21 protein-coding genes are annotated in these 26037 nt (G+C 59.0%); 8 read left to right on the top strand and 13 right to left on the bottom strand.

Translation table 11 applies throughout. From position 1 onward, the window contains the following. The 3 genes from cysK to ABVS15_RS04275 all read left to right on the top strand — a co-directional run bounded on the left by cysK (position 1) and on the right by ABVS15_RS04275 (position 2877). Positions 1–924, top strand: a complete 924-nt coding sequence (gene cysK, locus ABVS15_RS04285; RefSeq protein WP_369282513.1) for a cysteine synthase A — start codon at positions 1–3, stop codon at positions 922–924. Positions 925–1225: 301 nt separating this feature from the next. Next, complete coding sequence (locus ABVS15_RS04280; RefSeq protein WP_369282512.1) at positions 1226–2020, top strand: cell wall hydrolase; 795 nt, start codon at positions 1226–1228, stop codon at positions 2018–2020. A gap of 62 nt (positions 2021–2082) precedes the next feature. Beyond that, positions 2083–2877 (top strand): TIGR04255 family protein, encoded by a 795-nt coding sequence (locus ABVS15_RS04275; protein ID WP_369282511.1) that lies wholly within the window; start codon positions 2083–2085, stop codon positions 2875–2877. A gap of 284 nt (positions 2878–3161) precedes the next feature. On the opposite strand, the gene ABVS15_RS04270 is transcribed toward ABVS15_RS04275, so the two are convergent. The 3 genes from ABVS15_RS04270 to ade form a co-directional block, all read right to left on the bottom strand. After that, positions 3162–4391 carry an NADP-dependent isocitrate dehydrogenase gene (locus ABVS15_RS04270; RefSeq protein ID WP_369282510.1) on the bottom strand — a complete coding sequence of 410 codons (1230 nt, stop codon included), beginning with the start codon at positions 4389–4391 and terminating at the stop codon, positions 3162–3164. A gap of 1 nt (position 4392) precedes the next feature. After that, positions 4393–6624, bottom strand: a complete 2232-nt coding sequence (locus ABVS15_RS04265; protein WP_369282509.1) for a hydratase — start codon at positions 6622–6624, stop codon at positions 4393–4395. Between the two features lie 253 nt (positions 6625–6877). Next, on the bottom strand, positions 6878–8602 hold the full coding sequence (gene ade, locus ABVS15_RS04260) for an adenine deaminase (protein ID WP_369282508.1): 1725 nt from the start codon (positions 8600–8602) through the stop codon (positions 6878–6880). 226 nt (positions 8603–8828) lie between these two features. Between ade and ABVS15_RS04255 the strand changes: the two genes are divergently transcribed. Beyond that, on the top strand, positions 8829–9461 hold the full coding sequence (locus tag ABVS15_RS04255; RefSeq protein WP_369282507.1) for a flavin reductase: 633 nt from the start codon (positions 8829–8831) through the stop codon (positions 9459–9461). Between the two features lie 175 nt (positions 9462–9636). On the opposite strand, the gene megL is transcribed toward ABVS15_RS04255, so the two are convergent. Next, positions 9637–10833 (bottom strand): methionine gamma-lyase, encoded by a 1197-nt coding sequence (gene megL / locus ABVS15_RS04250; protein WP_369282506.1) that lies wholly within the window; start codon positions 10831–10833, stop codon positions 9637–9639. Between the two features lie 320 nt (positions 10834–11153). On the opposite strand from megL, the gene ABVS15_RS04245 reads away from it, so the two are divergent. From ABVS15_RS04245 to proS, 3 genes are all read left to right on the top strand, one after another. Continuing rightward, on the top strand, positions 11154–12107 hold the full coding sequence (locus ABVS15_RS04245; protein WP_369282505.1) for a LysR family transcriptional regulator: 954 nt from the start codon (positions 11154–11156) through the stop codon (positions 12105–12107). 136 nt (positions 12108–12243) lie between these two features. Continuing rightward, positions 12244–13605, top strand: a complete 1362-nt coding sequence (locus ABVS15_RS04240) for an MATE family efflux transporter (RefSeq protein WP_369282504.1) — start codon at positions 12244–12246, stop codon at positions 13603–13605. Between the two features lie 108 nt (positions 13606–13713). After that, on the top strand, positions 13714–15153 hold the full coding sequence (proS, locus tag ABVS15_RS04235; protein ID WP_369282503.1) for a proline--tRNA ligase: 1440 nt from the start codon (positions 13714–13716) through the stop codon (positions 15151–15153). Between the two features lie 80 nt (positions 15154–15233). Here the strand turns inward: proS and ABVS15_RS04230 are convergent, their stop codons facing one another. Genes ABVS15_RS04230 through ABVS15_RS04220 form a run of 3 tightly spaced genes read right to left on the bottom strand, consistent with a single transcriptional unit; the run spans position 15234 to position 19023 of the window. Next, positions 15234–16412, bottom strand: coding sequence for an iron-containing alcohol dehydrogenase (locus ABVS15_RS04230; RefSeq protein WP_369282502.1), 1179 nt, complete (start codon positions 16410–16412; stop codon positions 15234–15236). A 1-nt stretch (position 16413) separates the two neighbouring features. Beyond that, on the bottom strand, positions 16414–17376 hold the full coding sequence (locus tag ABVS15_RS04225) for a D-2-hydroxyacid dehydrogenase (RefSeq protein ID WP_369282501.1): 963 nt from the start codon (positions 17374–17376) through the stop codon (positions 16414–16416). A 45-nt stretch (positions 17377–17421) separates the two neighbouring features. Next, positions 17422–19023, bottom strand: coding sequence for an NAD(P)/FAD-dependent oxidoreductase (locus tag ABVS15_RS04220; RefSeq protein ID WP_369282500.1), 1602 nt, complete (start codon positions 19021–19023; stop codon positions 17422–17424). 214 nt (positions 19024–19237) lie between these two features. On the opposite strand from ABVS15_RS04220, the gene ABVS15_RS04215 reads away from it, so the two are divergent. Beyond that, positions 19238–20611, top strand: coding sequence for a S1C family serine protease (locus ABVS15_RS04215; RefSeq protein WP_369282499.1), 1374 nt, complete (start codon positions 19238–19240; stop codon positions 20609–20611). A gap of 138 nt (positions 20612–20749) precedes the next feature. Here ABVS15_RS04215 and ABVS15_RS04210 read toward each other — a convergent pair whose 3' ends face one another. The 6 genes from ABVS15_RS04210 to xdhB all read right to left on the bottom strand — a co-directional run bounded on the left by ABVS15_RS04210 (position 20750) and on the right by xdhB (position 26026). After that, on the bottom strand, positions 20750–20944 hold the full coding sequence (locus tag ABVS15_RS04210) for a heavy-metal-associated domain-containing protein (protein WP_369282498.1): 195 nt from the start codon (positions 20942–20944) through the stop codon (positions 20750–20752). Positions 20945–21006: 62 nt separating this feature from the next. Beyond that, positions 21007–21333, bottom strand: a complete 327-nt coding sequence (locus tag ABVS15_RS04205; RefSeq protein ID WP_369282497.1) for a metal-sensing transcriptional repressor — start codon at positions 21331–21333, stop codon at positions 21007–21009. 12 nt (positions 21334–21345) lie between these two features. Beyond that, positions 21346–23586: a heavy metal translocating P-type ATPase gene (locus tag ABVS15_RS04200; protein ID WP_369282496.1), complete on the bottom strand. Its 2241-nt coding sequence runs from the start codon at positions 23584–23586 to the stop codon at positions 21346–21348. A gap of 391 nt (positions 23587–23977) precedes the next feature. Further along, positions 23978–24589 carry an AAA family ATPase gene (locus tag ABVS15_RS04195; RefSeq protein WP_369282495.1) on the bottom strand — a complete coding sequence of 204 codons (612 nt, stop codon included), beginning with the start codon at positions 24587–24589 and terminating at the stop codon, positions 23978–23980. A 43-nt stretch (positions 24590–24632) separates the two neighbouring features. Beyond that, entirely contained in the window at positions 24633–25145 is a 513-nt protein-coding gene (gene xdhC / locus ABVS15_RS04190; RefSeq protein WP_369282494.1) for a xanthine dehydrogenase subunit XdhC, read from the bottom strand. After that, positions 25145–26026 carry a xanthine dehydrogenase subunit XdhB gene (gene xdhB, locus ABVS15_RS04185; protein ID WP_369282493.1) on the bottom strand — a complete coding sequence of 294 codons (882 nt, stop codon included), beginning with the start codon at positions 26024–26026 and terminating at the stop codon, positions 25145–25147. Before xdhB ends, xdhC begins: the two co-directional genes overlap by 1 nt. Positions 26027–26037: the final 11 nt, after the last annotated feature.

Raw genomic sequence — 26037 nt, 5'->3', positions numbered from 1 at the left:
ATGAACGTTTACGATGGAATTGAGGACCTCATCGGACACACGCCGCTGGTGCGGCTCCATAGAATTGAACAGGAATACGGGCTGGACGCCGTGCTGCTGGCAAAGCTGGAGAGCTTCAACCCCGCGGGCAGCGCCAAGGACCGGGTGGCCGCGCGCATCATCGCGGAGGCGGAGCGGGACGGTCGGCTCCCGTCTGGAGGCACCATCATCGAGCCTACTTCCGGAAACACAGGCATTGGCCTTGCCGCTGTGGGTGGAGCGCGGGGCTACCGCGTGATTCTCACCATGCCCGAAACCATGAGCAAGGAGCGCCAGAGCCTGATTCGCGCCTACGGTGCGGAGATTGTCCTCACACCGGGAAGCGAGGGCATGGCGGGCGCGGTAAAAAAAGCCGAAGAGCTGCAAAAGGCCACGCCGGGAAGCATCTTAGGCGGTCAGTTTGACAATCCTGCCAACCCCGCGGCCCATTATGATACCACCGGTCCTGAAATCTGGACAGATACCGACGGGCGGGTGGATCTCTTTGTGGCGGGCGCAGGCACCGGCGGCACCATCAGCGGGGTTGGAAGATACCTCAAGGAACAAAAGCCCGGCGTGCAGGTAGTTGCCGTGGAGCCGTCGGCTTCGCCGCTTCTGAGCCTTGGAATTGCGGGCCCTCACGGACTTCAGGGCATCGGTGCGAATTTCGTGCCGAAAAATCTGGACCGGTCGGTGCTGGACGAAATTATTCCCGTCTCTGACGAGGCCGCTTATTCCTTAGGCCGTGAGTTGGCGCGGCGGGAAGGCCTGCTGGTGGGCATTACCTCCGGCGCGGCAGTCTGGGCTGCCATTCAACTGGCGAAGCGGCCGGAGAATCGTGGGAAAACTATTGTAGCCCTGCTGCCGGACACCGGGGAGCGCTATCTCTCCACACCCATGTTTTGAGACAGTCTTAAAATTTTCGTACATACACACGCCGGAGAGCGAATTTCCATTGCGTCTGTGGGCGCGGACTTTGGGAGCCGTTCGACCCGTGAGATGTCTGACCGTTTTATGAGGGTCCCGTTCCATTTGGAGCGGGACCCTCATTTTTAATTACCTTAAATCACCAATTTCTCCATTTTTTATTTCTTGTAACTTTTTGTAACTTCCTGTATGCTTTTTATGGGAAATTCACATAAATACGGAAGCACCGGCCCCTGCGAGCACCGTGCCGTCGGGGTGGGAGCGGAAAGGACGATGGAAAGTGAGACGCGTAATGACAGCGGCAATGCTGGCCGCGGCGCTGGCGGCGGGAGCTGCCGTTCCCGCCGCCGGATCGAACCGGACGGTGCGGGTGCAGGTGGACGGCGAGATATTGAATTCGATGAATTACATAAGGGACGGCGTGACCTACGTTCCACTGCGGACGCTGCTGGATGTGTTCGGCGGCTGGGAGCTTTCCTGGGATGGGACCCGGAAAGAGGCCGTGGCGGAGAGCGAAACCGGGCATCTGACGGCAAATCCCGCCCTTGACACTGTCACCGTGAACGGATATACATACGAGGGAACTGTGACCGTAGAGAACGGACGGACCTATGTTCCCCTGCGGCTTATGGCCACCGCCTGCGGCGGTTCTGCCGTATGGGACGGGATATTCGGCGGGGCGGCGGTAACGTCTCCGGACGCGGCCTACGACGCGGAGGAGCTGTATTGGCTTTCACGTATCATCAGCGCGGAGAGCAGGGGCGAATCACTGGAGGGCCAGGTCGCCGTGGGAAATGTGGTGCTGAACCGGGTGGCCTCTTCGGAGTTTCCGGATACCATCAGGCAGGTGGTGTTTGACAGCAAGGATGCCGTGCAGTTTGAGCCGGTGAGCAACGGAACGGTGTATGACACGCCCACCGGCGGCTCGGTGGCGGCGGCAAAGCTGGCCCTGGACGGGGTGAGCGTGGTGGGGAAAAGCCTGTATTTTTACGCACCTGCCCTGTCCCAAGGGCTGTGGATTAATGGAAACAGGGATTATTACACCACGATCGGCTGTCATCGCTTTTACCTCTGATTGACTTTTTTCCGCGAGAGGGCTATGATAAGGACAACGTTGAAAAAAGGAGCCTTTGTGCCATGCTGTTTTCGAAACATCCCAGAACGGTTTATGCCAATGCCCCCGCCCACGAGGTGATTTGCCAGTTTCGGTTTCCGGCGATTCTGACCATCAATGAGCGGGAGCCGGCGGCGCTTCAGGAGGCGATCCGGGAGGACTTTCCTCAGTTTGCCCGGAAGGAGGACACCGCGCCGCCTCAGGTGGAGGGTCTTGGCGGTCCCAACCCGCAGGTCCGGCAGCAGAAAGCCGTGAGCAACTATCATTTTGTGTCGGCGGACAACCTGTGGAAAATCAACCTGACCCAGAACTTTCTGGCGCTGTCCACCCTGCGCTATACCGGGTGGGAGGAGTTTGCGCGGGAGCTGGACCGGCCTCTGGCGGAATTTATCCGTATTTACAAGCCTGCCTATTTTGAACGGGTGGGCCTGCGGTACGTGAATATTCTCTCCCGGGAGAAGCTGGCTTTGCAGGGAACACCGTGGTCGGAGCTGATTACACCGCCCTATCTCGGCCCTCTCGCCGAGCCGGACGTGCGGGAGGAGGATGTGCTTAACTGCGGAGTGGACCTGCAATGCAAGCTGGATTCCAGTAGCGTGGCGAAAATCCACGCCGGTCCGGGCCGCCTGCGGGGCAACCGGCCCGACGGACAGCAGGACCCAGAAGTGAAATTTATCTTCGATATGGATTTGTCCATGAACGGGAAGATGGACTGCAAGCTTTCCGCAGGCGCGATGGAGACGCTTCACGCCCACGCCACGGAGTTGTTTGAGGGCGCTGTGACGGATGCGCTCCGCACCGCCATGCAGCCGGAGTAAGTCGGATTAGATTTATACAGACTGCCGAAAAAGCCCGGAGGGGAGAACACTTAGTTCTTCCCTCCGGGCTTTTATGAGGATGAACGGGAATTGACGAAAGAAAATGGAAGCCCGAAGAAGGAAAACGACAAAAAAGAACTGGGAGAAGGAACAGACCCTTCGGCTGATTTTCGTGATGCCACGGTCTGAGAAGGGGCGTTTGCTTGGAAGCACCAAAAAAGAGAAGACGGCCCATTCCGGGCCATCTCTCAGACGTATAATTTTATAGGCGCAATGGGATTGGTTTAACGCCGGTCGGCATCGTGCATTTTTTTAGCCAGCCGCGTTGCGATGGCCTCCAGTGATTCCTCGTAGTTGACAATCTGCCTGCAATGCTCCGGCTCCACCAAAACCGCAAGATCGCCGGTAAGGATGCCGTCCCGCATGGTTTCAAGGCAGGCGGCCTCCAGCTTTCCAGCGAAGGAAACCAAATCCGGCAGCCCGTCCAGCTCGCCCCGGCGGCGCAGAGCGCCGGTCCAGGCGAATATGGTGGCCGTGGCGTTGGTGGAGGGCTTTTCCCCGGCGCGATAGCGGTAAAAATGCCGGGTGACGGTGCCGTGGGACGCCTCGAACTCCACGGACCCGTCCGGGGCCATCAGTACGGAGGTCATCATGGCAAGAGAGCCAAAAGCGGCGGCGATCATATCGCTCATCACGTCACCATCGTAATTCTTCAGTGCCCAGACAAACCCGCCCTTGGAGCGCATGACACGGGACACTGCGTCGTCAATCAGCGTGTAAAAATACTGAAGGCCCAGCGCGTCGAATTTGACCTTGTAGGTATTGGCAAATTCCTCGTCAAACACCCGCCGAAACTCCCCGTCATACTCCTTGGAAATAGTATCCTTGGCGGAGAACCACAAATCCTGCTTTGTGTCCAGCGCGTACTGGAAGCAGGAGCGGACAAAAGCACGGATAGAACCCTCCGTATTGTGCTGCCCCTGAAACACGGCGGGGCCTTTTGTTTTGGCAACGGTGAGGCTTTGCGTCCTGCCGCTTTCGCCGGTGAACTCCAGCGTAGCCACACCCGGCTCGTTTGTCACCAGCTCCACGGCCTTGTACATGTCGCCGTAGGCGTGGCGGGCCACGGTGATGGGCTTTTCCCATCCCGGAACCGCCGGACGGAGGAAGGGCAGCAATATGGGCGCGCGGAAGGCCGTTCCGTCCAGCACGGCGCGGATGGTGCCGTTGGGCGAGGGCCAGATTTCTTTGAGGCCGTATTCCTCCTGCCGGTGGCGATTGGCAGTGATGGTGGCGCATTTCACCGCCACGCCCAGCCGCCGGGTGGCGTTGGCCGCGTCCAGCGTGACCTGATCCCCTGTCTCGTCCCGATGGGGCAGGCCCAGATCGTAATACTCCGTTTTCAAATCCACGTAGGGACAGATCAGTTCGTCCCGGATGATGCGCCAGAGCACGCGGGTCATCTCGTCTCCGTCCATTTCCACCAGAGGCGTTTTCATTTGAAGCGTTTCCATCTCAGCCGTTCTTCTTTCTGTAATAATTCATCAGGCATCCGTCCAGCAGAATCTCCCGCTCCTCCGCCGTCAGGTCCTGTAAGTGCAGCGTCAGGGGGACGGAGGTCCCGTCTCTGCGCAGCAGCACGGCAGGCAGGGCTTCCTGTTGATTGGAAAGTGCACTTCTCACGCCGGGGATAAAGACGCACTCGCCGTCCTCACCGGGAAAGTCCGCATCCATCGTAAAGGGGAAAATGCCCCAGTTAATGCAGTTAGAGCGGTAGCGCTTGGTGGCAAAGCTTTGGCACAGGTTGGCACAGCCCCCCAGCACCCGCTGGCAGGAGGCGGCCTGCTCCCGGGCCGAGCCATCTCCGGGCCGGTTGGCGTAGATGGCGGAGCCGAATTGGGTGGTTCGTAAAAGCGCCGCGCCGTCGCCCACGCGATTGAGAAGAGAAACCAGCTTTTCCGAGGGGGCTCCCGCCAATCGCTCCGATTCCTCGCCGGCAATCGCTTTGGCACGGGGAACGTATTGCGGCTCCCGGCGGGACAGGGTAAACTCCGCTAGCCGCAGGGGATTGGAGCGGTAGGACGAGGTTTCGCCGGAAGGAATCAGCTCGTCGGTGGTGGTGACCTCGTCCCGCAAAACCGCCGCCAGCTCCACCAGCAGATTTTCTGCCGGGGGCTGAATCACGGGCCAGTCGGCGATATTGGGGCCCATCACAAGCTCCGTCTCCGGCAGGGGATGACCTACGCCGTTATACACCCGCTTTTCATAGGGGGCGGGGTCAAATGCATAGGGAAGAGGGTGGAGGGTAAATGTTTCCTCGGTGGCAGGGGTGATTCTGCCGCCGTTCCGGGCGGTGGCGGCGATGGACCTTGCGTCCATCAGACACACGGCGGCGAACTGCCCCTCGCCGGGCTTACTGCCCTCCCGGTTGGGAAAGTTGCGGGTGGTGTGCCGCAGGCTGAGGGCGTTGTTGGTGGGCACATCCCCGGCGCCGAAGCAGGGGCCGCAGAAGCTGGGCTTTAAAACCGCCCCCGCCTCCAGCAGAGCGGCGGAAATTCCCGCCCGGGTCAGGGCAAGGCTCACCGGCACGCTGGTGGGATAGACGCTGAGGGAGAAATCGCCGCTCTCCGGGCCGCTGCCTAAAATATCCGCGGCGGCGGTGATGTTGTCGAACAGGCCCCCCGCGCAGCCTGCCACAATGCCCTGATCGGCCCACACGCCGCCGTCGTGGATTTTATCCAACAGCCGGGGGCTGGTCTTGGGCCAGCGCTGCTTTGCGTCTGACTCCACCGCCGAGAGAATGTCGGCGGCATTGTCCAGAAACTCCCGGATGGGATAGGCGTTGGAGGGGTGAAAGGGCAAGGCCAGCATGGGTTCCACTGTGTCAAGGTCGATGGAAACCATTCGGTCGTAGTAGGCCCCCTCGCCGGGGACAAGCGGCAGATATTCCCCGGCTCGTCCGTGGGCCTCGTAAAATTTCTGCACTGTGCCGTCCGTCACCCAGATGGAGGAAAGGCAGGCCGTTTCTGTGGTCATCACGTCCACGCCGTTGCGATAGTCCATGGGGAGGGACGCAATGCCCGGTCCCGCGAACTCCAACACCCGGTTGCGGACAAAGCCTTGTTCAAACGTGGCCTTGATCAGCGCAAGAGCCACGTCGTGGGGGCCGACCCCCGGCTTCGGCGCGCCGGTGAGCCAGACCAGAACGATTTCGGGGTAATCTCCGTCCCAGGTGTCCTTTAAAAGCTGCTTGCACAGCTCGGGGCCGCCCTCGCCCACGCCCATAGTGCCAAGCGCGCCATACCTTGTATGGGAATCGGAGCCGAGAATCATTTTTCCACAGCCCGCCAACTGCTCCCGGGCGTAAGAATGGATGACACTTTGGTTGGCAGGGACGTAGATGCCGCCGTATTTTTTCGCGGCAGAAAGACCGAAGGCGTGATCGTCGCCGTTGATGGTACCGCCCACGGCGCACAGGCTGTTGTGGCAGTTGGTGAGGGCATAGGGCAGGGGAAATTCCCGCATTCCGGAGGCCCGGGCCTGCTGGAGAATGCCCACATAAGTGATGTCGTGGGAAACCATCGCGTCAAAGCGGAGCCGCAGCTTGTTCTCGTCACCGGATCGATTGTGGCTTTGCAGGATGGACCAGGACAGAGTGCGTCTGCGCCCTTCCTCCGGGGAGACGGACGCGGTTTTACAGGGAACGCCTCCGGACAGAAACACGCCGGAGGAGTGCAGCGTAATCATAAAAAATCCCTCCCAGACCCACTGTTTTTGCAGCGGGCTTCTTTAAACTTGTGTTTTAATGTAGCACAAAACAGCCCGTATGAAAAGCTAAAAATGGTGGAAGAAAGGATTTGTCCTGCATTTTCGGCAAAATGACCGTTGGAACCCCGCGAAGCGGAGAAAATCTTGGCGCGGCTCACGGAGAGAAAAAGCCGCGCGGACAAAAGCTTGCGCCCTTGTCCGCGCGGCGGAATTGGTTTGTGTGCCGATGCACTTATACGTAGGTCTGGCGGCTCACGTCGAACACACCCCGGGTAGTGATGCGCAGGGACGGAATGACCGGCAGGGCCATGAAGCTGAGGGTCATGAAGGGGTCCACCCCGTTGGAGACGCCGAGAGCGGATGCCTTTTCCTTTGCGTCTTCCAGTTTCCGGTTCACCTCGGGCAAAGGCTCCTCACTCATGATACCTGCGATGGACAAGGGAACCTCTGCAACGGAGTGCCCGCCGTCCAGCACCACAATGCCGCCATTCAGCTCCACCACCCGGTTGACCGCCGCGGCCATGTCCGCTTCGTTGGTGCCAACCACAATGATGTTGTGGGAATCGTGGGAGATGGAGGTGGCCACCGCGCCGGATTTCAGGCCGTAGCCCTGAATATAGCCGATGCCGATATGGTGGGTGTTCTTGTGGCGCTCCACCACGGCAAGCTTCAGCACGTCGTACTCCGTGTCAATGCGGTCGGAGTAGCCCGCGTCCACCGTGGTGATCTCGCCGGGGACCATGCCGATGATGCCCCGGGGGCGCTTTTCCGCAAAGTCCTCCGCTGTCAGTGTTCCCACATGGAAGGTGTTGTGCGCCCGCTCTACCAGATACGGCTCGATGGACGGGGCGGGGAAGTCCCGCAGTTCGCCGTTTTCCACCATCAACTCGCCCCGTTTATAGACCTTCTCAATCTGGAAGGACTCGAAGCTGTCAATCACCACGAAGTCCCCAAGGTACCCCGGCGCGATGGCGCCCCGGTTGTTCAAAAGGAAGTACCGCGCGGCGTTGTGGCAGGCCACCTTCACCGCAGTGATGGGGTCCGCCCCCAGGGCGATGGCCCGCCGGACGATGTAGTCAATGTGGCCCTTTTCCAAAAGGTCGTTGGGGTGCTTGTCGTCGGTGCAAAACATGCAGCGCTCGGCGTATTTGTCGCACAGGAGGGGAACCAGCGCCTCCAGATTCCGGGCAGCGGTGCCCTCCCGAATCATAATGAACTGGCCCCGCTGGAGCTTGGCAACCGCATCGCTCAAATCGTGGCACTCGTGGTCGGAATAGACCCCGGCGGCGATGTAGGCGTTCAAATCGTTGCCCTGAAGGTCCGGTGCGTGGCCGTCGATCTTTTTGTGATGGGCCTGCGCCGCCACAATTTTTTCAACGGCCTGCTCGTCGCCGTTGATGATGCCCACAAAGTTCATCATCTCCGCAAGGCCCTGCACTCTGGGATGGTCGTAAAAGGAGTCAATGGCACGATAGTCCAGAATCGCCCCGGATTCGTCCAGCGGCGTGGCGGGGACGCAGGAGGGCAGCATGAACCGCACGTCCACCGGCAGCCCCTCTGTGGCCTGAAGCATGTACTCAATGCCGTCGGTTCCCATCACGTTGGCAATCTCATGGGGATCGGTGATGACCGTGGTGGTGCCGTGGGGCAGCACCGCTTTTACAAACTCGCGGGGACTGACCAGGGAGCTTTCCAGATGGATGTGCGCGTCCAGAAAGCCGGGCAGGACGATTTTGCCCGTCATGTCCGCCTCGATTACGCCCTCGTAGCTTCCCATGCCCACAATCAGCCCCTCGGCCACGGCGATGTCCGCCTGACACAGCTCGTTGGAAAACACGTTGACGTAGGTTGCATTTTTCAGCACCAGGTCCGCCTTTTCGCGGCCCGACGCGGCCTCGATGATACGCCGTTTTTTCAGCAGCTTTCGGTTGATTTTGCCCGCATAGCTCTCAGACATGGAACCACTCCTTTTCAATATTAAATTTACTTATCTCAAAAAGTAATAGAGATAATGATAATGATTTTAAGAAAGTATACGCGCAAAACGCGCGTTTGTCCATAGAGAAAACGGGAAAAGTTTTTTGTTGCATTCGCTACTTCCAAAAATATGAAGCTTCTGCTATATTAGTATCAATCAATATACGAATGGACCGCCGGGATCGGCAAAGGAAAGGAGCGTTTTTATGGCAAAAATAAACGCAAAAGCCTATGAGGCCATGGACTACGGCATGTATCTCATCTCCACCTCCGCAGACGGAAAGCGGCAGGGCTGCATCGTCACCTCGTTCGCGCAGGTAACTTCCTCCCGTCCGCCCCGCTTCACTGTCACGCTGAATAAGGATCACTCCACCACCGAGGCGATTCTCGCTTCCGGTGTTTTCTCCGTGACGCTTCTGGGGAAGGACTGCCCTGAGGAAATCATCAATACCTTCGGCTATAAATCCGGTCGTGTGGGGGACAAGTTCGCCGCCTTTGAGCCGAAGACGGACGAGAGTGGAAACCCCTATCTCACAGAGAATATGGTGTCTCGGGTGAGCTGCCGTGTGGTGGATAAGCTGGAAATCGGAAGCTATGTGCTGCTGGTTGGGGAGGCTGTGGACGCGGAGATTCTTGCCGGCGGAGAGATGATGACGCTGAAGGAGTTTTCCAACCGCGGCAAGAGCGCACCTCCGACGGCTACTGTGGTGCGTGAAATGGTGGGTAAGGGCTTCCGCTGCACCGTGTGCGGCTATATCTACGAGAGCGAGACACTGCCCCCGGACTATATCTGCCCCGTGTGCCACGCTCCGGCAAGTAAGTTTGTACCCAACGACTAAAAAGAGCTGAAAACCCGCCTTGCGGATTTTCTGAAATAAAGCCCGGCGTTCTTTGGCGCTGGAAAACAAGGGACTGAGGAAGTATCTTCCTCAGTCCCTTACATGTTGCGGTTTTTGGGGCGTGCGGGGCCCAATTCCCTCGAAAAAAATCCCTTTGCGTCGGAATTGGGCAGACTTAAAGCAGCGTATCCAGTACGGCCTTGAAGTCTGCGATAATGTCCTCCGGGTCCTCCAGCCCCACGCTGATGCGGACAAGCCCCTCGCTAATTCCGGCGGATTTCAGCTCCTCCGGGGTATAGGTGGAATGGGTCATGGAGGCGGGATGCTCCACCAGCGTCTCCGCGTCTCCCAGAGACACGGCAATGACGCACAGTTCCAATTGATTCAGGGCAGCAGCGGTTGCTGCGCGGTCGGCGTTCAGCTCAAAGGCCATCATGCCACCGGGCAGTTTCATCTGCTTCCGGACAATTTCCCGGCCTTCAAAATCCTCCAGGCCGGGATAATATACCTTAGAAACTGCGGGATGTCCCCGGAGGAACTCCGCCACCTTTTCAGCGTTTGCACAGTGGCGCTCCATGCGGAGGCTAAGCGTTTTCAGGCCTCGGTTGATTAAAAATGCGTCGAAGGGGCTCAGCACCGCGCCGGTCATGTCCTTCAATCCGAACATCCGGCATTGGCCGATAAAGTCCGCGCTGCCCACCACAAAGCCTGCAATCACATCCCCGTGTCCGTTGATGTATTTGGTGGCGCTGTGGACCACTGTGTCAGCGCCCAGCTCCAGCGGGCGCTGGAGATAGGGCGAGCAAAAGGTGTTGTCCACGATGACCCGGATGGAGGGATTGAACTCATGGGCAATCCTGGCGATTTCGGCAATGTCGATGACCTTCATGGTGGGGTTGCAGGGCGTTTCAAAATAGACTACCTTTGTGTTGCGGCTCAGGTGCTTTTTTAAGTTTTCCGGGCGGCTCAGATCGGTGAGAGTCACATGAATCCCGAATTTGCGCATCCCATGGCTTAAAAGGGCATAGGTACAGCCGTACAGTGTCTCATCCGCCAGAATCTCGTCCCCCGCCACAACGGAGGTCCACAGGGCGGTGGTGATGGCCCCCATGCCGGATGCGGCGGCAAGCGCCGCCTCGCCCCCCTCCAGGGAGGCCAGCTTTGTCTCCACCTGCGTCAGGGAGGGGTTGCCAAGGCGGGTGTATATGTAACCGCTTTCGTTCCCGGCAAACCGGGCTCCGCCCTGCTCCACGGAGGTGAAGGAAAAGGTGGAGGTCTGATAGATGGGTGCGCAGAGGGAACCGGCGCTGTTTACTTCCTTCCCCGTATGAATCTGGCGGGTGGAGAAACCGAGCCTTTGTTCATGTTTCATAATGACCATCCTTTCTGACGGCCCGCGAAGCGGGCAAGCTGGCGGCGGACAAAAAAGCGTTCCGCTGCGGCGGGACGGAGGAAATCGGCAACCGCCCCGCAAAGACGACAAATTTGCATAGAAATTGTAAAATATAGCTATATATTTCCTGAAGTAAGAAATTTTTTTATATTCCTTAACAACAATATAGCAGATTCTGGGAAAAGGCGTTAGCGCGTATTTCCGAAAATCAGTTGCCGGTTTTTCCGATAATGAATTGACAAGGTTGTCAAAAATTTTTATACTGGAAAGAGTAAGCTGATTGACGAGGAGGGAGTCTCATGACATTCCGGCAACTCTCTTATGTGGTAGAGGTCAGCAGGTGCGGCTCCATCAACAAGGCGGCCCAAAAGCTGTTTCTTTCCCAGTCCGGAATCTCCGCCGCCATCCGGGAGCTGGAGGAGGAGCTGGGTATTCAGTTTTTCAGCCGCAGCAACCGAGGCGTGGAATTCACGCCGGAGGGCGAGGAATTTATCACCCACGCCGTTTCCCTGATGGAGCAAAAGCGGCGGATCGAAAGCCTGTATACCGGTGCCCGGTTTGCGCCTGCTCCCGTGCGCTTTTCCGTGTCCACCCAGCGCTATCCTTTTGCGGAGGACGCTTTTTTGCGCCTGCTGAAGACCACGGATGCGCCGGGGTACAGTCTTTCAATCCGGGAGACGGGGATGGATGCGGTCATTCAGGACGTGTGCGAGCACCGGGCGGACGTGGGGGTGATTTTCCTGTCGGACCTGACGGAGAAAATTATCCGCCGCCGGATGGACGATCAGGATGTGGAGTTTCACGAGCTGGCGGCGGTGCCGCCCTGCGTCTATCTGCGCCGGGATCATCCGCTGGCCGCCTGCGAAGGCCTGACCGAAAAAAAGCTTCTCGAATATCCCTACGCCTGCTTTGAGCATGATCAGGGCGCGGCGGCGGATTTTTCCGAGGAATATCAGCTTTTTACCGATAAAAAGCCCGCCAAAACCGTGTGCGTCAACAGCCGCACGGCCATGATGGAGGTGCTGGCGCAAACCGACGCGTTTACCACCGGCAGCGGGCTTCTCACCGCGGGCTTGAGTGACGAGCGGGTGATTTCCGTTCCGTTGGAGGGGCGTGGATGTGTGCGCCTTGGCTGGATTCGGGCAAAAAACACCAAGACCACGCCGCAGGCAGAGGAGTTTTTGCGTCTGCTGGCGGAATCCGCGGCAGACGCGGCGCGCTATACTCGCGACCTTCAGGCACGGCGGGCATAAGCCTGCCGTGCAGTCGCCCCGAAGGGGAGTGCAGGAACCCTCGCCGATAAAGGTCGAGAGGTTTTCTTTAATCGATGGGGCAAGAAAGACAGACGGGGTGAAAGTCCCGCAAGTACAAAACGAGGAGGAACAGAACGTGGAGGACCGACAGGAGGAAAAATTTCACCGGATGACCACGGAGCCCGTGGGCCGGTTGATTGGCGAGCTGGCCGTGCCTTGCATTGTCAGTATGTTGGTGACGGCGGTTTACAATATGGCGGACACCTATTTCGTGGGAAAGCTGGGCAGCAACAGCGCCACCGCGGCAGTGGGCGTGGTGTTTTCCCTGATGGCGGTGATTCAGGCCGTGGGGTTTTTCTTCGGACACGGCTCCGGAAACTATATTTCCCGAAAGCTGGGCGCGCAGAATGGGGAGGAAGCCCACAAGATGTCCTCCACGGGGTTTGTCCTTTCGCTGCTGGCGGGCGGAGTGCTCTGCCTGCTGGGTGAGGTGTTCCTCACGCCTCTGGCGGACCTTTTGGGAGCCACGCCCACCATCCTGCCCTATGCAAAGGACTATATGCGTATCATTTTGATTGGCGCGCCTTGGATGACAGCGTCTCTGGTGCTGAATAACCAGCTTCGGTTTCAGGGCAGCGCGGCCTACGGCATGGTGGGAATCGCCTCTGGCGCGGTGCTGAACGTCATTCTGGACCCCGTGTTCATTTTTGTGCTGGATATGGGTGTGACAGGGGCGGCGCTGGCAACCGTATTGAGCCAGTTTGCCGGATTTTGCCTGCTGTTGTGGCAGAGCGGCCGGGGCAGTAACCAGAGGCCCCGCTTTACTCAGGCAAAATTTAAGCTGTTTTACCTGCGGGAAATTGCAAGGGGCGGACTGCCGTCCCTGATACGGCAGGGACTGATCAGTCTTGCGGTGGTCAGCCTGAATCGGGCGGCCCGGGGCTATGGCGACGCGGTGATCGCTGCTATGGCGGTGGTGACCCGGGTGATGGTGTTCGGCGGCTCCGCGCTGATTGGTTTTGGGCAGGGCTTTCAGCCTGTGTGCGGATTTAACTACGGGGCAAAGCTCTATCACCGGGTGCGGCAGGGCTTTTGGTTCTGCGTAAAGTGGGGCACCGGATTTTTGACGGTGATGGGCGCACTGGGAATCATTTTTGCGCCGGAGCTGATCGCCCTGTTCCGGAACGATCCGGAGGTGGTGGCTGTGGGGGCGCGGGCTTTACGGCTTCAATGCGCCACCTTTCCGCTGACCGGCTGGGTGGTGTTCAGCAATATGACGCTGCAAACCATTGGAGACACCGGACCTGCAACCCTTCTGGCCGGGGCGCGTCAGGGAGTGTTTTTTATTCCGGCGGTGCTGCTGCTGCCCCGGCTGATGGATCTTTGGGGCGTGATGCTGGCGCAGCCGCTGGCCGACGTGCTGACCTTTGCCGTGGCGGTGCCGCTGATGCTTCGCGTACTGCGGCAGATGAAGCGGGCGGAGGAAGCCGCCCAGTGACGTTTTCCGGGAAGCAGTTGACAATTTCCCCCGGACTGGATACAATAAGTATTCGGTGAAAATGCAATGTGCGGTTGCAATTATTACAAATATAAAGGAATGAAGAACATGGCACAGGACAAGAGACAGGTGGACGCCATCACGTCCCGGGACACGGATTTCGCTCAGTGGTACACCGATGTGTGCAAAAAGGCAGAACTGATCGACTATACCAGCACGAAGGGAATGTTCGTCCTGCGGCCATACGGGTACGCCATCTGGGAGAACATTCAGCGCATTTTGGACGGGGAATTTAAGAAGACGGGACATACCAACGTCTCCATGCCTATGCTGATTCCCGAGTCGCTGCTGCAAAAGGAAAAGGACCACGTCTCCGGCTTTGCGCCGGAGTGCGCGTGGGTCACCATGGGCGGAAGCGAGAAGCTGGAGGAAAAGCTGTGCATCCGCCCTACCTCCGAGACGCTGTTCTGCGACCACTGGAGTCGGGTAGTCCATTCTTGGCGGGATTTGCCCATGCTTTACAACCAGTGGTGCAGCGTGCTGCGGTGGGAGAAAACCTCCCGCCCCTTCCTGCGCCACCGGGAGTTTTTGTGGCAGGAGGGGCACACCCTCCACGCCACGGCGGAGGAAGCCGTGGAGGAGACGGAGCGTCAGCTTGAGTGCTATGCCGCCTTCTGCGAGGACGCGCTGGCCATGCCTGTCATCCGGGGCCGGAAGACGGAGAAGGAAAAGTTTGCCGGGGCGGAATCTACCTATACCATCGAGTGCATGATGCATGACCACAAGGCACTTCAGGGCGGCACCAGCCACTATTTCGGAGACGGCTTTGCCAAGGCGTTTGACATTACCTTTACGGATAAAAACAACCGTCTTACCAATCCCTTTGAGACTTCCTGGGGCCTGTCCACTCGCATTATCGGCGGACTCATCATGACCCACGGAGACGACAACGGCCTTGTGCTGCCGCCCAAGGTGGCCCCCATTCAGGCGGTGGTCATTCCCGTGGCCATGCATAAAGAGGGTGTTCTGGAAGCGGCGGAAGCCCTGCGCGCGCGTCTTGCGGACGCGGGCCTGCGGGTAAAGCTGGACGATTCCGACAACTCTCCCGGCTGGAAGTTTGCGGAATATGAGATGAAGGGCGTGCCCCTGCGGGTGGAAATCGGCCCCAAGGACATTGAAAAGGGCCAGTGTGTCGCCGCCCGGCGGGACACGGGGGAGAAGGTGTTCATTCCTCTTGCGGAACTGGAGACGGCGGCCCAGAAGCTGCTGGATGAAATTCACGATAACATGTATGCCATGGCCCTAAAAAACAGGGAGGACAACACCTTTGATATCAAGACCCCCGCCGAGGCAAAGACCATTGCCGAGGGTAAGGGCGGCTTCCTCCGCTCCAAATGGTGCGGTGATGAAGCCTGTGAGGTGGCGATGAAGGAGCAGGCGGGCGTTACCTCCCGCTGTATGCCGCTGGTTCAGTCTGGGACGGAGGGTTTGTGTCCCGTGTGCGGCAAGTCCTGCAAAACCGATATTTTCTGGGGTGTGGCCTATTGACGGTCAAGCGTCCCAACGGTTCAAAGAGTAAAAGGCCCCCATTGCGTGATACGCAATGGGGGCCTTTTTTGTACAATGGCTTACTCCGCCAGATGCAAAATGGCGGTCATTTCATCAGGGCCGATCTTCACAAATCCGCCGAAGGGGAAGCCGCCGGGTTTCTCCTCGCGGCGGGCGGTCATGACGGGGATGTCCTCCGCTTTTGCGCCCACCTCCGACAAGGTGAGGGGCATCCCGATGGACTTCAAAAACGCACGGAACCGGGCGATACCCGCTTTGGCGGTCACCTCGGGATGGGCAAAATCCATGTCGCAGCCCCAAACCCGGACGGCGAACTGGGCAAATCGGTTCACATCGTGGGGCAGGACGTGCTCCATCCACGCAGGCATGACGACTGCAAGGCCCGCGCCGTGGGCACAGTCGTAAAGTGCGGAAAGCTCGTGTTCAATCTGGTGGCTGGCCCAGTCCTGCGAACGGCCCGTGCCGCAGAGATTGTTGTGAGCCAGCATCCCGGACCACATCAGGTCTGCGCGGGCGGCGTAGTCGTCCGGATGTTCAAGGGCCTTGGGCGCGGCGGCGATGATGGTTTTCATCAGCGCTTCGCTCAGCCGGTCGGTTATATCCACATCCTTGGTGTTGGTGAAGTACCGTTCCATAATGTGGGCCAGCATGTCCGTGACGCCGCTGGCGGTCTGATACGCGGGGAGGGAACAGGTATAGCTGGGGTCCAAAATGGAAAATTTGGGCCGGATCACGTCCGTTTTCGGGCAGCCCCATTTCAGGTTGCCCTCCTCCAATGTGATGACACAGCTGTCGGACCCCTCGGACCCTGCCGCCGCGATGGTCAGTACCACGCCCACAGGCAAAACGGTTTCAATGGAATGCTTGCCGGCAAAGATGTCCCAGAAATCACCGTCGTAAGGCACGCCCATGGAGATGGCCTTGGCCGTATCGATGACAGAACCGCCGCCAATGGCCAGCAAAAAGTCGCATTCCTCCCGGCGGCAGAGGTCGATGCCCTCGTAGACCTTTCCGCTGCGGGGGTTGGCCTGAATGCCGGACAGCTCGCTGTAAGGAATTCCGGCCTCTTTTAACGAGGCTGTCACCGCATCGTAGGACCCGTTCCGCTTCACGGAGCCGCCGCCGATCACCAGCAGGACCTTATGACCGCCGAACCGACGCACCAATTCTCCGGAGCGCCGGGCTTCTCCGTCGCCAAAAGCAAACAGGGTGGGGGAGTAGAACGTAAAGTTTTCCATATCAATATCCTCTTTTCAAGTCAACAAGACGGGCAAGGGGCTTACCCGCCGCGTAATTTTCCAAATCGTCGCAGAACAGGGACACCGTTTTGTCGCAGGTATAGCCCAGCGTCATGTTGCCTGCTACGTGGGGGGTCAGCAGCAGATTTTTAGTGTCCCACAGGGGATGGTCTTCCGGCAGAGGCTCCGGCGTCATCACGTCCAGCGCCGCACCGGCAAGTTTCCCGGTATTCAAAGCGTCCATTAGGGCCTCCTGATCAATGGCGGAGCCCCGGCCCACATTTACCAGAATCGCGTCGGTGGGCAGCAGGGCAATGCGCTCTTTTGTCATAAAGCCGATGGTTTCCGGCGTGGAGGGCATGGCCATCACCAGAATGTCCGTCTCCGGAAGAACGGAGTCCACCTCCGTCATGGGAACCACCCGGTCGAACACTTCGTTGGGGCTGCGCCCACTGCGGTTTACGCCGGTGATGCCTGCGGGTTCCAGAGCCTTGGCTCGCTTTGCAAAGGTGGTGCCGATATCGCCGGTGCCAAGCATGGTGATGCGGCTGCCCTGAATGGAGCGGATGGAAAGGTCGTTGGTCCAGTCGTGCTCCCGGATAATGCGGGTATAGTCCGGCATTTTCCGCTGGAGCATCAGGGTCACCATCAGAATGTGCTCCGCAATGGTCACGCCGTAGGCCCCGGAGGAGTTGGTGAGCAGCACGCCCTCCGGAAACCGGAACGGCGGCTGATAAGGGTCCACCCCCGCATAAGAGCAGCAGTACCATTTCAGGCCGGGGGCCTCCGCAAGCAGGGAGCGCCAGTGCCCGAACAGCACCTCGCAGTCTTCAAGATGCCCGGCGGCGTCCTCTTTGGTGAGGTAATAGCGGGCGGAGAAGCCGTGCTTTTCCGCCGCAGCGTCGATTTGCCGCTTGTGGGCCTCGGTAATGAATTCATTGACGACACAGATGATTCGGCTCATTTTCATTCCTCCTTGAAAGGTTACAGTGTAGGGTGGTTCTCGGGTTTATGAGGGGCGCTGTCCCAGCGCTTCAATCATTTTTTCAGCGCACCGCAGTCCATCCACGGCAGCGGAGAGGATTCCGCCGGCGTAGCCCGCTCCCTCGCCGGAGGGGTACAGGCCGCGCAGCGCACTTTGAAGTGTCTCGTCCCGCAGGATGCGAACGGGAGACGAGCTGCGGCTCTCCACGGCGGTTAAAACCGCGTCGCCTGCGGCAAAGCCCGGAAGCTTTCGATCCAAAAGGGGCAGCGCCTGCGCCAGCGCGTCGCACACAAAGTCGGGAAGGCACTCCCGCAGGTTCGTCCACTTCACGCCGGGGCGGTAGGTGGGCTTCACCCGCCCGGGGCCTTGCGAGGGGCGATTTTCCAGAAAATCCTCTACCCGCTGGGCCGGAGCAAGGTATCCGCCCCCGCCTGCGGCAAAGGCGGCTTCTTCCAGCCTGCGCTGGAATGTAACGCCCGCAAGGGGTCCGTCTGCGCCGAAATCCTCCGGCGCGACGCTGGCAAGCAATCCGCCGTTGATGTTTTCCCCATCTCGTGCAAAGCGGCTCATGCCGTTTGTGACTAACCGGCCCGCCTCCGATGCGGCGGCCACCACCTGCCCGCCGGGGCAGACGCAGAAGGAGAAAACGCCCCGTCCCTCCGGTAGATGGCAGGAAAGCTTGTAGGAGGACACGGGAAGATCCGGATGGCCCGCATACTTCTTATATTGTACTCCATCCATGTCCGCCTGTAAATGCTCAATGCGCACACCCACGGCAAAGGGCTTTGCCTCCATGGGAATCTGCGCGGCAAGGAGTGTTTCAAAGGTGTCCCGGGCAGAGTGGCCGATTGCCAGAAGAAGCTGGCGGCAGGGAAGGGAATACGCGCCGTCGGGGCCCTCCACGGTGACGCCGGACAGGGCGCCGTTTTCTGTTTGCAGGCCCGTCAGCCGGGATGCAAACCGAATATCGGCCCCAAGGCTCAGCAGCTCCTGCCGCAGGTTTTTGAGAACAATGTGGAGCATGTCCGTGCCCACATGGGGCTTTGCGTCAATTAAAATATCCTCCGGCGCGCCGAAACGGACCAGCTCCTCCAAAATGAAGCGGTGGCGGACATCCTTTGTGCCGGTGCTCAGCTTTCCGTCGGAAAAAGCACCCGCGCCGCCCTCGCCAAACTGGACGTTAGACTGGAGATCCAGTGCCCCGGTTTGAAAAAGTCGCTCCACGTCCGCCTGCCGCTGTTCCACGGAGTTGCCCCGTTCCAGCAGGATGGGCCGCAGGCCTGCCCGGGCCAGCAGCAGCGCGGCAAACAGGCCCGCCGGTCCCGCACCCACCACCACTGGCGGAGTCGCCGACGGCGACATGGGCTCCGGGAGCGCATAGGGGGGGGAGGGGATATAGCGGGATATTTTCGCATTCCGGCTGCGGCGCAGGAGCTTCTCCTCCTCCGCCGTTTCCACCGCCACAGTGTAAACCAGCTCCGGGTCCTCCCGGGCGTCCACGCTGCGGCGCAGGATGTGGATGCTTTTGATTTCGTGCTCGCCGACGCGCAGAATGCGGGCAGCCTCCCGCACCAATTCTCTAAGGCCCCGTCCGGGCCTCTGTTTCAGTCCTTCTATTTTCAGCAAACTTTTCTGCGTCCTTTCATACTGTTTTAAGCTAAGCATACTATACTTCACTCAAAGGTGCAAGAAAGAAGTGCCGCAAGGACGCGGCGGATTGCTTGTTTACATTTTAAAAAATTTTTATATTCCGTTCATCTGCACGACATGTCTCTCCGTGATACTTGTTTTATAAAACAGGCAGGAGACGACGCCGAATATACATCAGGAGGAAATCATTATGTATAACGACGAAAAGAATCTGTATCATTACACTTATCGCAAAGACGGCAGCGAGCCGTGGGACGCCCGGACGGCGGTGGACGCTCCGTACCGGGAGAGCCGGGACGAGGGACCCGGAAAAAAAGCGAAAAAGAACCGCGGGGGCGCGAAAATTGTGGCTCTGGCCCTGAGCTGCGCGCTGCTTGGCGGCGCGGCGGGAGCGGGGGTAGCCGTGTGGGGCGGTTTCGGGGGCGGAAATTCCACCGATGTGTACATGTCCAACCGCACCGCAGCCACTGTCTCCGTCAAGGCAGTGGACGGGAAGAACGCCATGACCGACGCGGAGGTTTACGCCGCCAACGTCAACTCCGTTGTTTCCATCAGCACCACCGGCAGCTCGGGGACCAATTACTTTGGGCAGTCCGTGGAGACGGCCTCTGCCGGGTCCGGCTTTGTCCTGACCGCTGACGGCTATCTCGTCACCAACCAGCATGTAGTGGCCAATGCCAACACCGTAAAGGTGACGCTCTACAACGGTGACACCTATGACGCGAAGATTATTGGCAGCGATCAGCAATATGACATTGCGGTTTTGAAAATTGACGCTTCCGCACTCCAGCCAGTGACTATGGGCGACAGCGATACGCTGAATGTTGGCGACCATGTGCTGGCGGTGGGCAACCCGCTGGGCGACCTCACCTTCTCCATGAGCGGCGGCATGGTTTCCAGTGTGAACCGGGCCATCAACGTGGATGGCACTCCCTTTAACATGATTCAGACCGACGCATCCATCAATCCGGGCAACTCCGGCGGCCCCCTGTTCAACCAGTATGGCGAGGTGGTGGGCATCGTGTCCGCCAAGTACTCCTCTTATTCCAGTCAATCCGTGGAGGGTCTGGGCTTTGCGATTCCCATGAACGACGTGCTGGCCATGATTCAGGACATCATGACCAACGGTTATGTCACCAACAAGCCCTATCTCGGTATCAATCAGGGGACCATGACCGCACAGATGGCGGCGCAGTACCGTTATGACGTGACCGAGGGTGTGTTTGTCTACTCCGTGGAGGAGGGCAGTGCCGCCGACAAGGCGGGACTGAAGATGGGCGATGTGATTACTAAGGTGGACGACACCGACATTGCTACCTCGGAGGATCTGGTGGCTTTGAAAAAGTCTTATTCCGCCGGGGACACCTCCACCTTCACCATCTATCGGGCGGGAGGCTATCAGACGGTGAGCGTCACATGGGACAGCGTGCCCGCCGACAGCGAGGAAACCCAAGTCCCACAGCAGGAGGAGACACAGCAGCCGTCTCAGGACGGGGGCAACAGCTATGGCGGCAGCATGGAAGACCTCTTCAACTACTTCTTCAACGGCGGGTATAACCGCTAAGCAAATGAAAATAGATGGAGGGCGGAAGCATTGCTTCCGCCCTCCATCTTTGTGTGCCGGGCGGTCCGGAGGGGAGAAAGCAGAAAGGGCGCAGCCAACAGGCTGCGCCCTTTTTATTTTGAAGAACAGCGTCCCTCTTTATACGGCGGGCGTAAAGCCCAGATCCTCCAGCTCGCCGACGGCGGTCTTCACGGCGCTTTCGTCACCGTCCACCGTCACGTTCTTCTTCTCCAGAGAAACCTCAAATTTCAGGTGTTCCTTGGTCAGGGCCTCCGTAATACGGCGCACACAGTTTTCGCACATCATATCGGGTACGGAAATGGTTTTCATCATACATGTCTCCTTTTTATGATTTGGTTTGTTTTATCGCTTGCGGTCCGCCAAAGCGGGACCGTTCACTTCATCAGCTTTTGCAGGGTATTCATCAGTTCGTCCACCACCTCGGTGCGGCCCGACTGAATGTCCTCCACCACGCAGGTTTTTACGTGATTGCCCAGCAGCTCCCGGGCAAAGGCGTTCAGCGCGGCCTGCACCGCCGAAACCTGCGTGAGAATATCGGTGCAGTAGACCTCTTTTTCCACCATTCCCCGGATGCCCCGCACCTGACCCTCTATGCGGTTCAGGCGGCGGAGCAGCGCGTCCGCCTCGGCGGGCTCCCGGTGCTTGTGGCGGGTACAGCAGGCGCATTTTTCCCCGGTGTCGGGGCACTTCTTTTCCTCCATTTGCAATTCTCCTTACAGCAGCTTTCTGCGGCCCAGCCGCAGGGCGTTGCCCACCACGCTGATGGAGCTTAAAGACATGGCTGCGCCCGCCAGCATGGGGGTGAGCAGCAGTCCGTGGCTTAAATACAGCGCACCGGCGGCAATGGGGATGCCCACGGTGTTGTAGCAAAACGCCCAGAACAGGTTTTGCTTGATGTTTCGGATGGTCAGGCGGCTGAGCCGGATGGCCCGGGCCACATCCTTCAAATCGCCCCGCATGAGAATTACCTGAGCGGACTCAATGGCCACGTCGCTGCCGTTTCCAATGGCGCAGCCGATGTCCGCCTGAGCAAGAGCGGGCGCATCGTTGATGCCGTCGCCTACCATCATCACGGTCTGGCCCTCTTCCTGAAGACGGCGGATAATTCCTGCCTTCTCCTCGGGGAGCACCTCCGCTACCACCTCGTCCACGCCCACCTGCGCGGCAATGACCTCGGCGGCGGCCCGGTTGTCGCCGGTGAGGAGCACCGTGCGGATATTCTGGGCCTTGAGGGCGGCAATGGCCTCGGCGCTGGAGGGCTTTACCTGGTCCGCCACGGAAATCAGGCCCAGCAGCGTTCCGTTTTTTGCAAAGTACATGGGTGTCTGCGCCAGCGCGGACAGACGCGCCGCGTCTGCTTCCAGTGCCGTCAGATCCACGCCGGACTCCTCCATCAGCCTGCGGTTGCCCGCGAGGATGGTTCCATGGGCCGTCTCGGCCCGCAGGCCCCGGCCCGACAGGTTTTCAAATTTTTCCGGTGCGTCCTGCGCCGACAGCTCCCGGTGCTTGGCTTCCTCCACGATGGCGGAGGCCAGAGGGTGCTGGGACACTGACTCAACGCCCGCCGCCAGCGCCAGAAGCGCATTTTCTTCCATGCCGAGGGGAAGAATCTCCGTCACCGCCGGCTTTCCCTCCGTGACAGTGCCGGTTTTATCCAGAACCACAGCGGAGGTCTTATGGGTGATTTCCAGCGCCTCGCCGCTGCGGATCAAAATGCCGTTGGAAGCGCCGAGGCCGGTTCCCACCATGATGGCGGTGGGGGTTGCTAGGCCCAAAGCGCAGGGGCAGGCAATGACCAGCACGGTGGTGAACACGCGCAGGGCGAAGGGGAAATCCTGCCCCGCGATGAGCCAGGCGGCGGCGGCTAATATTGCAATCACGATAACCACGGGGACGAATACCCCGGCTACCTTGTCCGCCACCCGGGAGATGGGGGCCTTTTTCCCCTGCGCGTCTTCCACGAAGCGAATGATTTTAGACAGAGTGGAATCCTCGCCCACCCGGGTTACGGAGACGTACAGAACCCCGTCGCCATTGATGCTGCCGCCGATAACGGAGCTGCCCTCCGCCTTTTCAACCGGCAGGCTTTCTCCGGTAAGCATGGCCTCGTTGACGCTGCTCTCGCCCTTTGTTACGTTGCCGTCGGCAGCAATTTTTGCGCCGGGCTTCACGAGAATCAGGTCCCCGGCCTTCAGGGTGGCAGTGGGCACCTCTGTGCCGCTCTCCGCGAGAATCGCCACGTCGGGCCGCAGGTCCATCAGCCGGGTAATCGCACCCTTGGTCTTCTGCACATTGCGGCTCTCTAAGAATTTGCCCACCATGATCAGGGTCAGCACCACCGCTCCGGACTCATAGTAAAGATGATGGACGTGGTGGGGAACGTCGGAAATCAGGTAGGTCATGGCGAGAGAGTACAAAAACGAACAGCTGCTGCCGATGGCTACCAGAGAATCCATATTGGGATTGCGGTGCCACAAGGCTTTCAGTCCGCTGATCATGTAGCTCCGCCCGAACCACAGCACCGGGATGGTGAGAAGAATCTGCGTGATTGCGTAGTTCACCGGATGGGTTTTCATGGACAGGATATCCGGCAACGGAAGGGGGGTGGGCAGCATCTGGCCCATGGACGCGTACAGCAAAATCACCGTGGTGACGATTGCGCCTATGAGGTTTCGCTTAGTGCGCTGAAGCTCCAGCGCGCCTTCGTCAATCTCTTCCTTCGGCTTGGCCTGCCCGCGCTCCTCCTTGGGCTTGCAGCCAAAGCCCGCCTTTTCCACTTTTTTGACGATGTCCTCTGGCGCGGTTTGGCTCTCGTCGTATTCAATGGACAGCACGCCGGTGGTGAGGTTCACCTCGCTGCGGGAAACTCCCGGCAGCTTCCGGGTCACCCTTTCCACGGACGAGCTGCACGCCGCGCAGTGCATCCCGATGATATCATAAGCTTCCTTGCGCATAATTGGCTCCTTTCTCTGTTGAGAAATATACCCCTTGGGGGTATTTATTACACCCTTATAATATACCCTGTGGGGGTATGTGTCAAGGGCGTTTTTTGTTTTTGAGGAACTTTCTATGCGCAGTCTGCCCCGAAATAAAGCAGTTCACCCACTTTGCGGAAATTTGGAGAAAAGGCTGCTTGCCGGGGACGCTTTCGGGCGGCGTGGTCAATTGGTCACGGAACGGGCATGAGTGTGGGGCTGCTTGATATGGGATGGAGTTACAGCCTATTGCCGGTCAAACACAAAAAAGGCCGGAGCAAGGTTGCTCCGGCCTTTTCAATGCGCAATTTGGATGCCCGGTCAAAGCCAATGCTTTTTCGGGCAGGGAAATTTTAGTTTGCGGGCTTTATCAGCGTTCCTTCATCCGAATCAGTGTTTCAATCAGCTCCACGGTGCCCTCGTATCCGAAGATGCTGCTGTCCAGACAGAAGTCGTAGCTGTCCACAGCGCCCCACTTTTTGCCGGAGTAATACTCGTAGTAGCTAGCGCGGCGTTTGTCCGTCCTCAAAATCTGCTGGCGGGCCTGCTCTGTTTCCAGGTTCTGCCGCCGGGCCTCCACGGCGATCCGCCGCTCCAAAGGCGAATGGATAAACAGGTTCAGCACGTTGTCCCGGTCCTCCAGCGCATAGTCTGCGCAACGGCCGATGATGACGCAGGGACCGTCTCCCGCCGCGCGGCGGATGGCGCCAAAGGTGGCCTGATATACCTGCTGCTCCAGAGAATCGCTGACGCCCGCGCCCGGCAGGGCGAACATGTAGGAGTCCATGGCGATGGAATACAGCAGGCTTTTTGGACGCTCGTCAAAACTGTCGAACAGTTTTTCGCTCAGGCCGCTTTCTTCCGCTGCCTTGCGCAAAAGCTCCTTGTCGAAGAAGGGAATCCCCAGCTTTTTCGAAAGGCGCAGGCCAATTTCACGGCCACCGCTGCCAAGCTGGCGGCCGATGGTGACGACGGTTCTCATAAAGGTGATTCCCCTCTCTTGCGGCAACGCCTGGCCGGTTGGGTCAGTTTCCTTCGGGCATGGGCTTGCCCAGCCTGCGGTACATCGTCTTTTTCACTGCCCGCAGGATATTTTCATACCCCGTGCAGCGGCACAGGTGGCCCGAAAGCAGCTTACGCAGCTGGTCGTCGGTATATTCCTCGCCGGTTTCCAGAATCTCCACGGCGGTAAGAATGAATCCGGGGGAGCAGAAGCCACATTGAATAGCGGCCTCATCTACAAAGGCCTGCTGAATGTCGGCCAGCTCGCCGTTGGGGCCCAGCAGGCCCTCCAGCGTGCGGATGGATTTGCCATCCGCCCAGACCGCAAGGTAAATACAGGAGTTGAACGCCTCGCCGTCGATGAGGACGTTGCACGCGCCGCACTCGCCCACCTCGCAGCCTTTTTTTACAGAAGTCATGCGAAAGTCGTTGCGGAGCATATCCGTTAGGGACGCCCGTGTGTCCACCACCCGCTCGACCTCCTTGCCGTTGAGGATGAAACGGACGGTTTTGTACTGCATCACATGCTTTTCCATCACAGCGCACCTCCTGCCAGCCGAACGCTCTCAATGAATCCCCGCTTGGCGCTTTCCACGGCGATGTGCAGCCGGAAGTCCCGGCTGGCGCGCCAGCTGTCTCTGGGGTTGATATCCTCTTTCACTGCTTGGGCAAACCGCTCGGCCAATTCCTCGGATACCGGCTGGCCGTTTGCGGTTTCCTCCGCTGTTTCGGCCCGCAGGGGGATGGGGCCCGCTACGCCGAAGGCCACCCGCGCCCGCTCCACAGTCTTTTTGTCGGGGGACAGCCGCACGTTTACAGAAGTGCCAAGTGTGGCGATGTCCATGGCGTTGCGCATGGCGTATTTGATATAGTGGCCGTAGGCATTTTCATAGCTCTCCCGGGGAATCAAAACGGCGGTCTGGATTTCGCCTTCCCGGATGTCTACCTTACCGGCCTTGATATAAAACTCCTGAATGGGAAGGCGGCGCACGCCCTCCGGCCCGGTCAGCTCAATTACCGCGTCCCAGGCGAACAGCGTGGCGGCGGAGTCGGCGGAGGTCACGCCGTTGCAGGTGTTTCCCCCGATGGTGCCGATGTTGCGGATTTGCGGCCCTCCCACCTGATCCACCGCCTGACCCAGCACGTTGACGTATTGTTGAATCAGGGGGTGCTTGGTGATGTGGGAAAAGCTGGTGAGGGAGCCGATGCGCAGCGTAGCGTCCTCTTCCAGACAAACGCCCCGAAGCGCGTCGATGCCATAGATGGAAATCAGCTCCGCGCCTGCCCGCTTTCCCTCCCGCATCTGGACCAGCACGTCGGACCCGCCGGCGATAATCTGGGCCTCGGGATGTGCCATGCGGAGGGAGACGGCCTCTTCCACGGTGGCTGCCTCATAAAGGGCTTTCATATCATACATATCGTCTTCCT

The organism is Oscillibacter sp. GMB15532, assembly GCF_041020825.1.
Classification (GTDB): domain Bacteria; phylum Bacillota; class Clostridia; order Oscillospirales; family Oscillospiraceae; genus Oscillibacter.
The sequence above is the reverse complement of the archived record's forward strand: the minus strand, read 5'-3'. Positions and strand labels throughout refer to the sequence as shown.

Excerpts from the sequence above, each read along its gene's own strand:
- cysK (WP_369282513.1), top strand. The coding sequence starts at position 1 with ATGAACGTTTACGATGGAATTGAGGACCTCATCGGACACACGCCGCTG.
- ABVS15_RS04275 (WP_369282511.1), top strand. The coding sequence starts at position 2,083 with ATGCTGTTTTCGAAACATCCCAGAACGGTTTATGCCAATGCCCCCGCC.
- ABVS15_RS04270 (WP_369282510.1), bottom strand. The coding sequence starts at position 4,391 with ATGGAAACGCTTCAAATGAAAACGCCTCTGGTGGAAATGGACGGAGAC.
- ABVS15_RS04265 (WP_369282509.1), bottom strand. The coding sequence starts at position 6,624 with ATGATTACGCTGCACTCCTCCGGCGTGTTTCTGTCCGGAGGCGTTCCC.
- ade (WP_369282508.1), bottom strand. The coding sequence starts at position 8,602 with ATGTCTGAGAGCTATGCGGGCAAAATCAACCGAAAGCTGCTGAAAAAA.
- ABVS15_RS04255 (WP_369282507.1), top strand. The coding sequence starts at position 8,829 with ATGGCAAAAATAAACGCAAAAGCCTATGAGGCCATGGACTACGGCATG.
- megL (WP_369282506.1), bottom strand. The coding sequence starts at position 10,833 with ATGAAACATGAACAAAGGCTCGGTTTCTCCACCCGCCAGATTCATACG.
- ABVS15_RS04245 (WP_369282505.1), top strand. The coding sequence starts at position 11,154 with ATGACATTCCGGCAACTCTCTTATGTGGTAGAGGTCAGCAGGTGCGGC.
- proS (WP_369282503.1), top strand. The coding sequence starts at position 13,714 with ATGGCACAGGACAAGAGACAGGTGGACGCCATCACGTCCCGGGACACG.
- ABVS15_RS04230 (WP_369282502.1), bottom strand. The coding sequence starts at position 16,412 with ATGGAAAACTTTACGTTCTACTCCCCCACCCTGTTTGCTTTTGGCGAC.
- ABVS15_RS04225 (WP_369282501.1), bottom strand. The coding sequence starts at position 17,376 with ATGAGCCGAATCATCTGTGTCGTCAATGAATTCATTACCGAGGCCCAC.
- ABVS15_RS04215 (WP_369282499.1), top strand. The coding sequence starts at position 19,238 with ATGTATAACGACGAAAAGAATCTGTATCATTACACTTATCGCAAAGAC.
- ABVS15_RS04210 (WP_369282498.1), bottom strand. The coding sequence starts at position 20,944 with ATGATGAAAACCATTTCCGTACCCGATATGATGTGCGAAAACTGTGTG.
- ABVS15_RS04205 (WP_369282497.1), bottom strand. The coding sequence starts at position 21,333 with ATGGAGGAAAAGAAGTGCCCCGACACCGGGGAAAAATGCGCCTGCTGT.
- ABVS15_RS04200 (WP_369282496.1), bottom strand. The coding sequence starts at position 23,586 with ATGCGCAAGGAAGCTTATGATATCATCGGGATGCACTGCGCGGCGTGC.
- ABVS15_RS04195 (WP_369282495.1), bottom strand. The coding sequence starts at position 24,589 with ATGAGAACCGTCGTCACCATCGGCCGCCAGCTTGGCAGCGGTGGCCGT.
- xdhC (WP_369282494.1), bottom strand. The coding sequence starts at position 25,145 with ATGGAAAAGCATGTGATGCAGTACAAAACCGTCCGTTTCATCCTCAAC.
- xdhB (WP_369282493.1), bottom strand. The coding sequence starts at position 26,026 with ATGTATGATATGAAAGCCCTTTATGAGGCAGCCACCGTGGAAGAGGCC.